At 68.0% G+C, this 11,533-nt stretch carries 12 protein-coding genes; 7 read left to right on the plus strand and 5 right to left on the minus strand.

The features are described from left to right. Positions 1 to 74: 74 nt before the first annotated feature. From WDJ57_RS17460 to WDJ57_RS17470, 3 genes are read left to right on the plus strand one after another with little or no spacing between them, the layout of a single operon-like run. Entirely contained in the window at positions 75 to 1,736 is a 1,662-nt protein-coding gene (locus tag WDJ57_RS17460) for a CTP synthase (RefSeq protein WP_338902202.1), read from the plus strand. Beyond that, positions 1,736 to 2,653, plus strand: a complete 918-nt coding sequence (gene guaA / locus WDJ57_RS17465; RefSeq protein ID WP_338902203.1) for a glutamine-hydrolyzing GMP synthase — start codon at positions 1,736 to 1,738, stop codon at positions 2,651 to 2,653. Before WDJ57_RS17460 ends, guaA begins: the two co-directional genes overlap by 1 nt. A gap of 55 nt (positions 2,654 to 2,708) precedes the next feature. Further along, entirely contained in the window at positions 2,709 to 3,026 is a 318-nt protein-coding gene (locus WDJ57_RS17470) for a DUF7126 family protein (RefSeq protein WP_338902205.1), read from the plus strand. Here WDJ57_RS17470 and WDJ57_RS17475 read toward each other — a convergent pair. From WDJ57_RS17475 to WDJ57_RS17485, 3 genes are all read right to left on the minus strand, one after another. Then, positions 3,023 to 3,712, minus strand: coding sequence for an MBL fold metallo-hydrolase (locus tag WDJ57_RS17475; RefSeq protein ID WP_338902206.1), 690 nt, complete (start codon positions 3,710 to 3,712; stop codon positions 3,023 to 3,025). The two genes, WDJ57_RS17470 and WDJ57_RS17475, sit on opposite strands and share 4 nt — an antisense overlap. Positions 3,713 to 3,785: 73 nt before the next feature. Beyond that, entirely contained in the window at positions 3,786 to 5,117 is a 1,332-nt protein-coding gene (locus WDJ57_RS17480) for a cytochrome P450 (protein WP_338902207.1), read from the minus strand. A 78-nt stretch (positions 5,118 to 5,195) separates the two neighbouring features. Then, positions 5,196 to 5,822 (minus strand): MogA/MoaB family molybdenum cofactor biosynthesis protein, encoded by a 627-nt coding sequence (locus WDJ57_RS17485; protein ID WP_338902209.1) that lies wholly within the window; start codon positions 5,820 to 5,822, stop codon positions 5,196 to 5,198. Positions 5,823 to 5,946: 124 nt separating this feature from the next. On the opposite strand from WDJ57_RS17485, the gene WDJ57_RS17490 reads away from it, so the two are divergent. The 3 genes from WDJ57_RS17490 to WDJ57_RS17500 are packed head-to-tail and all read left to right on the plus strand — an operon-like array spanning position 5,947 to position 9,198. Beyond that, positions 5,947 to 6,996, plus strand: coding sequence for a zinc-binding dehydrogenase (locus WDJ57_RS17490; protein ID WP_338902210.1), 1,050 nt, complete (start codon positions 5,947 to 5,949; stop codon positions 6,994 to 6,996). 41 nt (positions 6,997 to 7,037) lie between these two features. Then, positions 7,038 to 7,376 (plus strand): hypothetical protein, encoded by a 339-nt coding sequence (locus WDJ57_RS17495; RefSeq protein ID WP_338902211.1) that lies wholly within the window; start codon positions 7,038 to 7,040, stop codon positions 7,374 to 7,376. 55 nt (positions 7,377 to 7,431) lie between these two features. After that, positions 7,432 to 9,198 (plus strand): histidine kinase N-terminal 7TM domain-containing protein, encoded by a 1,767-nt coding sequence (locus WDJ57_RS17500; protein WP_338902212.1) that lies wholly within the window; start codon positions 7,432 to 7,434, stop codon positions 9,196 to 9,198. Here WDJ57_RS17500 and WDJ57_RS17505 read toward each other — a convergent pair whose 3' ends face one another. Together WDJ57_RS17505 and WDJ57_RS17510 are read right to left on the minus strand one after the other, a co-directional pair. Next, entirely contained in the window at positions 9,199 to 9,756 is a 558-nt protein-coding gene (locus WDJ57_RS17505) for an isopentenyl-diphosphate Delta-isomerase (RefSeq protein WP_338902213.1), read from the minus strand. Between the two features lie 192 nt (positions 9,757 to 9,948). Continuing rightward, positions 9,949 to 10,362 carry an Lrp/AsnC family transcriptional regulator gene (locus tag WDJ57_RS17510; protein ID WP_338902214.1) on the minus strand — a complete coding sequence of 138 codons (414 nt, stop codon included), beginning with the start codon at positions 10,360 to 10,362 and terminating at the stop codon, positions 9,949 to 9,951. A gap of 102 nt (positions 10,363 to 10,464) precedes the next feature. Here WDJ57_RS17510 and carA point away from each other — a divergent pair, with 102 nt between their 5' ends. Continuing rightward, on the plus strand, positions 10,465 to 11,511 hold the full coding sequence (gene carA, locus WDJ57_RS17515) for a glutamine-hydrolyzing carbamoyl-phosphate synthase small subunit (protein WP_338902215.1): 1,047 nt from the start codon (positions 10,465 to 10,467) through the stop codon (positions 11,509 to 11,511). Positions 11,512 to 11,533 lie beyond the last annotated feature (22 nt).

Raw genomic sequence — 11,533 nt, forward strand, 5'->3', positions numbered from 1 at the left:
CCCTCCTGACAGTTCAGTTCCCGAAAAGGTGCCCGCTTCGAAACGGTTTTGAGGCCTGCCAGCACACCCTCGATATGCCGACAGAATCCGAGACGGGCTACGACCCGAGCCTGGGCCGGAAATTCATTTTCGTAACCGGTGGCGTCATGTCCGGGCTGGGGAAGGGTATCACTGCAGCCAGCACGGGGCGACTGCTGGCAAACGCCGGCTTCGACGTGACGGCGGTCAAGATAGACCCCTACCTCAACGTCGACGCGGGGACGATGAACCCGTTCCAGCACGGCGAGGTCTACGTCCTCAAAGACGGCGGCGAGGTCGACCTCGACCTGGGGAACTACGAGCGCTTCCTCGACATCGACATGACCTTCGACCACAACGTGACCACGGGGAAGGTCTACCAGGAGGTCATCGAGAAGGAACGCGCCGGCGACTACCTGGGCAAGACCGTCCAGATCATCCCGCACATCACCAACGACATCAAGCGGCGCATCCGCGAGGCCGCCGAGGGCAACGACGTCTGCATCGTCGAGGTCGGGGGGACCGTCGGCGACATCGAGGGCATGCCCTACCTCGAAGCCCTGCGCCAGTTCGCCCACGAGGAGGACGACGAGGACATCCTCTTCACCCACGTCACGCTCGTCCCCTACTCGAAGAACGGCGAGCAGAAGACCAAGCCCACCCAGCACAGCGTCAAGGAACTGCGCTCCATCGGGCTCCAGCCGGACATCCTCGTCGGCCGCTGCGAGGACCCGCTCGAACAGCACACCCGCGAGAAAATCGCGCTCTTCTGTGACGTCCCCACCGAGGCCGTCTTCTCCAATCCCGACGTGGCGGACATCTACAAGGTCCCGCTGGTCGTCGAGGACGAGGAACTCGACGAGTACGTCATGGACCACCTCGGTCTCGCCGACGAGGCCCTGCCCAGGAGCCAGCGGGACACGGCCTGGCGCGACCAGGTCACCCGCGAGAAAGAGGGCGAGGTGACCGTCGCCCTCGTCGGCAAGTACGGGCTGGAGGACGCCTACATCTCGATTCACGAGTCGCTGAAACACGCCGGCCTGGAGAAGCAGGTCGACGTGAAGCGCCGCTGGGTCCACGCGGAGGAGCTGGCGGACGGCCACGACGGCCAGCTCGACGACGTCGACGGCGTCATCGTCCCGGGCGGCTTCGGCTCCCGCGGGACCGAGGGCAAGGTCGAGGCCATCCGCTACTGCCGCGAGAACGACGTGCCCTTCCTCGGCCTCTGTCTCGGCTTCCAGATGGCCGTCGTCGAGTACGCCCGCAACGTCCTCGGCCTGGAGGGTGCCCACTCCGCCGAACTGGACGAGGAGACGCCCTATCCCGTCATCGACCTCCTGCCCGAGCAAAAGGAGATGGAGGACATGGGCGGGACGATGCGCCTCGGTGCCCACGAGACCGACATCGCCCCCGGCACGCTCGCTCACGACCTCTACGGCGCGGGTTCGTGTACGGAGCGCCACCGCCACCGCTACGAGGTCAACCCCGACTACATCCCGGACCTGGAGGATGCCGGCATGGTCTTCTCGGGCACCTCCGGCAACCGGATGGAGATTCTGGAACTGCCCGACCACGCGTACTTCTTCGGGACGCAGTTCCACCCAGAGTTCCGCTCGCGGCCGACCCGGCCGAGCCCGCCCTTCGTCGGCTTCGTCGAAGGGATGCAGGCCAGGCAGACGGCTGCCGGCGAGCAGGCACCCATCGGAGGTGACGACTGATGGTCGACGTCGACTCCTTCATCGCGGACGCCCGCGAGGAGATCGCCGACGAAATCGGGGAGAAGAACGCCGTCATCGCGCTCTCGGGCGGCGTCGACTCCTCGACGGCCGCAGCACTGGCCTACGAGGCCATCGGCGACCAGCTCACACCCGTCTACGTCGACACCGGGCTGATGCGGAAAGGCGAGACCGACCAGATCCGGGAGACCTTCGACTACATGGACTCCCTCCAGATAATCGAGGCCCAGAACCGCTTCCTCGACGCGCTCGAAGGCATCACCGACCCGGAGGAGAAGCGCCACGCCATCGGCGAGCAGTTCATCCGGGAGTTCGAGACGGTCGCCCGCGAGGTCGACGCCGACTACCTCGTCCAGGGGACCATCTACCCCGACCGCATCGAGTCTGAGGGGACCATCAAGTCCCACCACAACGTCGGCGGGCTCCCCGACGTCGTCGACTTCGAGGGCATCGTCGAGCCGATGCGTGACCTCTACAAGGACGAGGTCCGCGAGGTGGCCCGCGAACTCGACCTGGACGAAATCGTCGCCGAACGGATGCCGTTCCCCGGTCCGGGCCTGGCCGTGCGCATCATCGGCGAGGTCACGGAGGAGAAACTGGCCGTCGCACGCGAGGCCAACCACGTCGTCGAGGAGGAATTAGAGGAGTACGAGCCCTGGCAGGCACTCGCTGCGGTCATCGGCAAGGCCACGGGCGTCAAGGGGGACAACCGGGTCCACGGGTGGGTCGTCGCCGTCCGCTCCGTCGAGTCCCGCGACGGCATGACCGCCCGCGCCCAGGAAATCGACTGGGAGACGCTCCAGCGCATCCAGTCACGCATCACCGGCGAGAACGAGAACGTCGCGCGCGTCCTCTACGACGTGACCCACAAGCCCCCGGCGACCATCGAGTACGAGTGACACGCCCGAGCGCGGGTGATAAGACACAAGCCCCGTCGGAGCATTCTCCCCAGCAATGAACGTCATCGTCGCCGGCATCGACGACCACGACATCGCCGCTGCCATCGAAGCGGAGGGCCACGCCGTCTCGCGCGTCGACATCGCCAACCGGCCGGGGCTGGAGGAGGCGGGTATCCTGGAGACCGATGCCTTCGTGCTGACCGAGATGGAGCAGGCGACCACTATCTCCGTCGCGAAGGACCTCAACGAGGACCTGAAAGTCGTCGTCTACGCGGAGGGGTCGCTGCCCGAGTTCGCCACGCGCCAGACCGACCTGATGGTCGACCCGGCGCTGCTCGACCCCGAAGCCGTCGCCGCCGAACTCTCCGCCTAGGGCGCAGCGAGCGCGCCGGCACACGCCGCCAGCCGCTCCGCCCCGCGCTCTGTGAAGGGCGTCCCGTGGCCCTGGCAGACGATGTCGCAGTCGGGGGCGCGCTCGACGAACGACCGCAGACTCTCCTCCGCCTGCTCCTGGTCGTAGTTGAGGAACCACGGCGGCACCTCGAATGCGCCGTCGCTCTCGCGGACCAGGTCGCCGACCATCGCTGCCGACAGGTCTTCGTGGACGAAGGCGGTGTGGCCCGGCGTGTGCCCCGGCGTGTGGTAGGCCACGAAGCCGCCGATTTCGTCCCCATCGTCGACCGTCTCCACGGGGAGAGCAGGGATGCTGCGTGCGATGTCGGTGACCCGCTGGAGCGCCCCTTTGCGGTTGGTCCAGGTGGGTTTCTCCCGGCCGGCCAGGAAGGGCTCGTCGCCGGCTCCGATGTAGACCGGGGCGTCGAGGCCGCCGTCCGCGAGGCGGTTCAGCCCGCCCACGTGGTCGAAATCGAAGTGAGTGACGAGAACGCGGTCGACGGCAGCGAGGCCGTCGACGAGGCTCTCGATGTCGCGTTCGAGCCGCCCGGCGTGCCACGGCATCCCGGTGTCGACGAGCGTCAGGGACTCCTCGTCGCGCAGGAGGTAGGCGTTGACCCCCTGGTAGTCGAACCACCACACGTCGTCGGCGAGTCGGGTGACCATACTACGGTTAGGGCGGGAACCTACAAAAGCAACCGCGCCAATCAGTTGGGTGTGCGCCGCGGTAGCGCCCGTCTCACCGCTCGTGGACGGTCATCGGCATCCCGTCTTTCGGGTGCATCGTCAGCGAGGGGCGGAATTCGAGTCGGCCGGGCCGGTTGGTCTCCAGTTCGAACTGGCTGGCCGTCCGCGCGATGATGAGTTGCGCTTCGAGTTTGGCGAGGTGCTTGCCGATGCAGTGGCGCGGCCCGCCGCCGAAGGGGAAGTAGGCGAAACTCGGCCGCTCGCTCGTCTGCTCGCGCTGCCAGCGTTCCGGCCGGAAGCTGTCGGGGTCGTCCCACCACCGCGGCGAGCGGTGAACCGCCCACTGCGAGAGCATCAGCGCCGACCCCTCGGAGATGTCGTACCCGCTCAACTGGACGTCCTCGGTCGGCTCCCGGAACAGCGTGTACACCGGCGGGTACAGCCGCATTGCCTCGTCGACGACCCACTCGACGTACTCGAACTCGCGGACGTCGTCCATCGTCGGCCGCCCGTCGCCTACCACGTCGGCGATCTCCTCGTGGACCTTCTCGCGGGCGGTCGGGTGTTCCGAGAGCAGGTACCAGGTGTAGGTCAGCGTCAGCGCGGTGGTGTCGTGGCCCGCAAGCAGCATCGTCATCACCTCGTCGCGCAGTTGCTGGTCGGACTGCTCGCCGCGCTCCTGGGCCCGCAGGAGAATCGAGAGCATGTCCATGGGGCCGTCGTCGTCGCCCTCGCTCCCGCGGCGCTCGGCGACGATGTCGTCGATGACGCCCTCCAGCGTCGCCAGCGCGCGGTTGTACTCGCGGTCGCCGGGCATGGGCACCCAGTTGGGCGTGGCGAAGGAGATGGGGTCCGGTTCGAACCGCGACCCGAGCGGGTCCAGGCTCTCCCTGACCGTCTCGACGACGTTGGCGTCGAGGTCGACGCCGAGCATCAGGTCCGCGATGACGTCCAGCGTGACCGTCGTCATCTCGCGCTCGACGTCGACCTCGCGGCCGTCGTGCCACCCCGCGAGCATCGCGTCGGCGTGGTCGACGATGCGGTCGGCGAAGTTCGCCAGCCGACCCATCGCGAAGGCGGGGTTGGCGAGTTCCCGCTGTTTCTCCCAGGTTTCGCCCTCGCTCAACAGCAGTCCCTCGCCCAGCAGGTCGCCGAGGGCGTCGTTCTGGAACGCCGGCTTCCGGTAGGTGTCGGGGTCTAGCAGCACCGTCTGGATGTCGGCGGGGTTCGTCAGCAGGTAGGTCTGGAGGGACCCGAGTTCGAACGTCACGATGTCGCCGTACGAGCGCTCGCAGGCGGAGAGAAAGCGGAACGGGTCCTTGGCGTACTTGCGGCTGCTGCCGAACAGCGGTTCGCCCCGGGGGCCGGGCGGAGACGCTTTCATGACCGCATTTCAGGGCCTATACAGCTATCAATGTTTGGCGTCGTGACGGGTCGGCCCGCCGGTACTCGCCGTCGGCCGCTACTCGGTGTCCTCCGTGGCGGCCTGTTCGGCCAGCGTCTCGGCCTCTTCGAGGACGAGCTGTTCGACGCCGCGGCGCGCGGCGACGGTGTCCCCCGGGAGACAGAACACGGGCACCTCGTCGACGATGCCGGCGGTCGTCCGGGTCCTGACGGTCGCGGTCCCCTCCTGCTCGTGAGAGAGGACGCGGAAGAGTTCGCCGAAGCCGGGGAGGTGCTTGTCGAACAGGTGCTCGGCGGCATCGACGGTCACGTCGTCGGGTTCGACTCCCGTGCCGCCGACGGTCACCACCGCGTCCACGTCCGCGCGGGCGACGAGCGTCGTCAGCGTGCTCTGGACGCCGTCGTACGAGGCGGCGACGAGTTCCCGCGTCGCGACGGCGTCACCCGCCGACTCGATGGCGTCGACCACGATGTCGCCCGTCGCGTCCTCCTCCATCGTCCGGTCGTCCGTGACCGCGACGACGGCGAAGGGAAACGTCTCCGGGCCGTACTCGGCGCGCGCCTCCTCGTCCGTCGTCTCGTCGTCACCGGCGGCCGACTCGTCTGCCGTCACATCCTCGTCTTCGTCATCGACGCCGCTCACGTGCGCGTCTCGTCGCCTGTCACGGGACTGGAAGTCGACCATAGACGCACTTCTCCGCGTGCCAGGAAAAACCCCGGTCCTCCCGCCGGTTCGTCGTCTGTCGATGTACCGGCAGTCGGACGTGGTACCAACAGGGTTTTTCCAGCCTGCGGGCGTGAGCCCAGACGTGAAAGCAGTTCAATTCCCGGAACACGGCGGTCGAGAGGTACTGGAGTACGGCGAGTTCGAGGACCCCGAGGTCGACAGCGACGAGGTTCTGGTCGACGTGAAGGCGGCCGCGCTGAACCACCTGGACGTGTTCACCCGGTACGGGCTGGGAGCACTGTCGCGGCTCGACCTGGAGATGCCCCACATTCCCGGCAGCGACGCCGCTGGCGTCGTCGAGGAGGTCGGCGAGGACGTCGCACGGTTCGAACCCGGCGACCGGGTGGCGGTCTCGGGCGGCCTGGCCTGTGGCCACTGCGAGCACTGCCGCGACGGCGACCCGACGATGTGTGTTGACTTCAAAATCATCGGCGAGCACGTCCGCGGTGTCCAGAGCGAGTTCACGGCGGTGCCCGCGGAGAACCTCGTGCCGGTCCCGGAACACGTCGACTGGGAGATCGCCGCGGCGGCACCGCTTGTCTTCCAGACCGCGTGGCGGATGCTCGTCACGCGCGCCGAACTGAAACCGGGCGAGTCGATTCTCGTCCTCGGTGCCAGCGGCGGCGTCGGCCACGCCGCGGTCCAGATTGCCGACTACGTCGGTGCGGAGGTGTACGCGACCGCGAGCACCGCAGAGAAACTCGACTACGCGAAGGAGATCGGCGCAGACCACGTCATCAATTACGAGGAAGACGACTTCGCCGAGGCCATCGACGAGGCGACCGACGGCCGCGGCGTCGACGTCGTCGTCGACCACATCGGGAAGGCGACGTGGCAGAACTCCCTGCACAGTCTCGTCAAGGGCGGCCGCGTCGTCACCTGCGGCGCGACCACCGGCCGCGACCCCGAGACCGACATCAACAGCATCTTCTGGAACCAGCTGGAGATCTACGGCTCGACGATGGGCACGCCCGGCGAGGTCGACGACGTGCTCGAACTCGTCTGGGAGGGCGCCTTCGAACCGCGCATCCGCGAGACGTTCCCGATGAGCGAGATTGCCGACGCTCACGAGATGATAGAGGAGCGCGAGGGCTTCGGGAAGGTCGTCGTCATCCCGGACAGCGAGATGTAGGGAACGACAGTATTTTGCGACCGTAGTGGCGATAGCTTCGCATGAACGAGGGGACGTCCGCGACCAGCCAGCCGGTCGACGCCGAGGACGGCGAATCCGAGGGCGACGACGCGTACGTCCACCAGCCCCGCTCGTCGCCGCCCTCGCGCGCCCCGACCGGCGAGGGCACCTTCGACTGGCGGGGCTGGCTCCTCGTCGGCGTCATCGTCTTCGCATTCTTCGTCGTCCCGGGCGCGATTCTCGTCCTCCCGGAGGCCCAGGGCTTCATCGGGACGCTCGGGCTGACGCTGCGGGACGCCTACCTCGTCCTGCCGCTGGTGCCGGCGTTCCTGCTGGCCGCCGTCGCCGTCTGGGCCGCGGTGCGTTCGCGCTCGTCGTGACCCGCCGTCCCGGGTGGATTGATAGGGGTGGGCTCCGTTGCCCCCGGTGACAGCGATGGTCCAGCCGCTGTATCTCACGGTCGTCCTGCTGGCGGCAGTCGTTGGCGCGGCGGTGGCCTTCGCCGCCTGGGTGCACGGCGACCGGCCGGGGTCGCGACCGCTGACGCTGTTCGTCGTCACTGCGAGCTTCTGGGCCGTCGCCGAGGGGCTGGCCGTCGCCTCGGCCGGCATCGGCGCGATTCGGTTCTGGACGCAAGTGGGACTCACCATCTCGGCGGTCGTTCCCATCGCCTGGCTCGTCACGGTCCTCGAGTACACCGGGACCGACGAGTGGTTGAGCCGGCGTCGCCTCGCCGCCCTGCTGGTCTGGCCCGCCGCCTTCGTGTTCCTCGTCTGGACTGCCGAGGGCCACGACCTGGTCTGGACCGATTCCAGCACGGCGTTTCTCGGCGAGTTCTCCGTCTTCGTGATGGACTTCGGGCTCGCCTTCTGGGCCCAGCAGGTCTACGCGTACCTGCTCGTCGCCGGCGGCGCGGCCCTGCTCGTCCGGACCATACTCCGGACGAACCGCCTCTACCGGGTCCAGAGCACCGCGTTGCTCGTCGCCATCGCCGTCCCGATGGTCGGCAACGCGCTGTACGTCTTCTCCGTGTTGCCCCCCGGCGTCGACCCGACCGGCGTCGGCTACGTCGTCACCGGCGTCGTCCTCGCCGTCGCGATGTTCCGCGCGCAGTTGCTCCGGGTCGCGCCGGCGGTCCGCGACCTGGGCCGCGAGGCGGTGCTGGCCGACCTGGACGACGCCGTCTTCATCCTCGACGAGGCCGAGCGGGTCGTCGACGCCAACGAGGCGGCCGAGTCGCTGCTCGGTGCCACCGACGAGGCGTACCTCGGCCAGCCGCTCTCGGCCTGTCTGCCGGACCTCGCCGGCGCGCTCGACGGCGGGGAGTCCCCGCTGCGGCTGGACGGCGGCGGCGAGGCCCGGTACTACGACGTGCAGGTCTCGCGGCTCGCCCGGGGCTACGGGGCCGTCACCGGCCTGCTGGTCAGCCTGCGCGACGTCACCGACCAGCGCCGGCGCGAACAGCGCCTCGACGTGCTCAACCGCGTGTTGCGGCACAACATCCGCAACGAACTCAACATCGTCCGCGGGCACGTCGAACTCGCACGGTCGGCAGTCGACGACGGCGCTGCCGAGCGCCTCGACGCGGCCGTCGAGACGGTCGACGACATCGTCGAGCGCAGCAACAAGGTCGGACAGCTCTCCCGGCTCTCCGAGACGACCGACGGTCCCATCGACCTCGGGGAACGGCTCGGTTCCGACCTCGACGCCGTCGCCGACGAGTACCCCGGGGCGGACATCACCGTCGCGCTCCCGGACTCGCTCCCGGTGGCGGCCGGGCCGTCGGTGACCGTCGCCTTCGAGGAACTCCTCGTCAACGCCGTCGAACACAACGACGCCGACCGGCCGCAGGCCGAGGTCGAACTCGACGAGTCCGCGAGCGACACGGAGTCGGTGGTCGTGACGGTCGCCGACGACGGCCCCGGCATCGACGCCCAGGAGTACCGCGCCGTCGAGGCCGGCCGCGAGACGCCGCTGTCCCACGCCAGCGGGCTGGGGCTGTGGCTCGCGAACTGGGTCGTCGAACGCTACGGCGGCAGCCTCTCCTTCGAGAACACGGACGACGGGTGCGTCGTCGGCGTTTCCCTCCCGCGGGCCGAGGGCGGTGCTACCTCCGGTGAGAATCAGTCCGGCGCACTCGCGGATGCCGCGACGGCCGACGCCACCGAGCGCATCGGCGGCGGCGCGCCGACCGGGGAGTGACTACTCCTCGAAGTCCCGGCGCATCGCAATCTCGAACCAGGGACACAGACGGAGCTGGCGATACAACCGCGGGTTCTCGTACAGGTGCTCGTACGGCACCCACATCACGCCGCCGACCTCCGCGGGGTCGGGGTCGATGCTGGTGTCAGACAGCGTGGCCTTCAGGACGGCACAGACCTCGTGCTCGACGCCGTCGGTGTAGTAGTGGCGCTTGTACTCGAAGCGGTCGGTCACGCGCAGGTCGTCGTACTGGTCCGGAGAGATGCCGAGTTCCTCGTCGAGGCGCTCGCTGGCGGCGTCGACCTGGGACTGCCCCTCGACGGGGTGGGAGGCGACGGTGCCGTCCCAGTGAGTGTCCCACAGGCGCTTGTCGGGGCTGCGCTGGGCCAGCAGAATGTGGCCGCTCCCGTCGAACAGCAGCGTCGTGAAGGCCCGGTGGCGGATGCCCTCGCCGGTGTGGGCCTCCAGCCGGTTGACCAGCCCCTGCTCGTTGTCGTCCGCGTCGACCGCGATGACGTCCTGCCCTGCGTTCTCGTGGACTTCCTCGTCCGCGCTCATTGTCTCTCCAATTGGCCACCCCCCTCAAACCGGCTTCGATTGTGTACGCAGTTTACTGGCTGCGCTCAGCCGAGCCACTCGTCCAGAATCAGCCTCACTCGCCGGCTTCTGCTGTGGCTCGACTAGCCGAGCCACTCGTCCAGAATCAGCCTCACTCGCCGGATTCCGTGTCACTGGCTCGCTTCGCTGCGCTCAGCCGAGCCACTCGTCCAGAATCAGCCTCGTCTTCGTCGACACCACTTCCTCCAGTTCGCGTGCGCGTGTGATGAGGTCGTTCAGGCTGGAGGTGTCCGTGGCGTCGACGACGAGGACGATGTCCTCCTCGCCGGAGACCTGCCAGACGAAGTCGACCATCGTCCAGTCGGCCATCCGCTCGGTCAGCCCCTCGGTCTGGACGTTGACGTCGACGCTTATCTCCACCATCGCCTTCACGTTACCCGTCCGCGTGGCGACGGTGAACCGCTCGATGACGTCGTCCTCGACCAGTTGCTCGACGCGGTTGCGGACCGTGCCCTCGGATGTTCCGATGTCGTCCGCGATTTCCGTGTACGGCGTTCGGGCGTCCCGGCGCAGGATATCCAGAATCTGCCGGTCGAGTTCGTCCATCGAGATGCGTGACTACCATGGGTCAGTACTTCAATTCTACGAATTTCGTAACTCGACTTCGAAAGCAACGCTTATCAACCGATATTTCATACGTATCTCGTAATGACGGACGCCTACGTCGCCGTCGAGGGAGAGCGCGTCATCGAGGCACGCGCACGCTCGCCGGGCACGACACGCGGGGAACTGGTCTTCACCACCGCATACACGGGCTACGAGGAGAGCCTCACCGACCCGAGCTACGAGGAGCAGGTCCTCACCTTCTCGTACCCGCTCATCGGCAACTACGGCGTCCGAGCGGACCGCTTCGAGTCCGACCGGGTCCAGCCCAACGCCGTTGTCGCGCGCGAACTCACCGACGACGTCGCCGAGTGGCTCACCGACGAGGGCGTCCCCGCAGTCGACCACCTCGACACGCGGGAGATCGTCACGGAAATCCGCGACGAGGGCGCGATGAAGTGCGGTATCGCCGCCGGGCCGGACGTCACCGAGCAGGACGCGCTGGACGAACTCGCCCAGTGCAAGCACATGTCCGACCACACCGACATCGGCAAGCAGGTCTCTGTCACCGAACCCGAGGTACACAACCCCGACGGCGACGGGCCGCGGGTCGCGCTCGTCGACTGCGGCGCGAAGGGCTCCATCACGGACTCGCTGGTCGAGCGCGACGCCGTCGTCCACCGCCTGCCCTACGACGCCACCGCCGAGGACGTCGCAGACGTGGACCCCGACCTGCTGTTCATCTCGAACGGGCCGGGCGACCCCGAGAACTTCGAGGAGGCCGGCGAGGTCGTCGAGGCGTACGTCGGCGACCTCCCGCTTGCGGGCATCTGCCTCGGCCAGCAGGTCGTCGCCAACGCGCTCGGCGGCGAGACCGAGAAGATGGAGTTCGGCCACCGCGGCGTCAACCAGCCCGTGCGTGACCTCCGGACCGACCGCGTCGTCATGACCACCCAGAACCACGGCTACACCGTTGCAGACCCCGGTGACAAGTTGAACGTCACGCAGGTCAACGTCAACGACGACACGCCCGAGGGCCTGGAGAACGACGACCTCTCCATCATCACGCGGCAGTACCACCCCGAGGCCAACCCCGGTCCCAACGATTCGCTGGACTTCTTCGACGACGTGCTGGCGCTGGCCGAGGAATAGCCGGCACGCTTCGACCAGTTGC

It is taken from the genome of Salinibaculum sp. SYNS191 (assembly GCF_037338445.1).
In the GTDB taxonomy this organism is placed as follows: Archaea; Halobacteriota; Halobacteria; order Halobacteriales; family Haloarculaceae; genus Salinibaculum; species Salinibaculum marinum.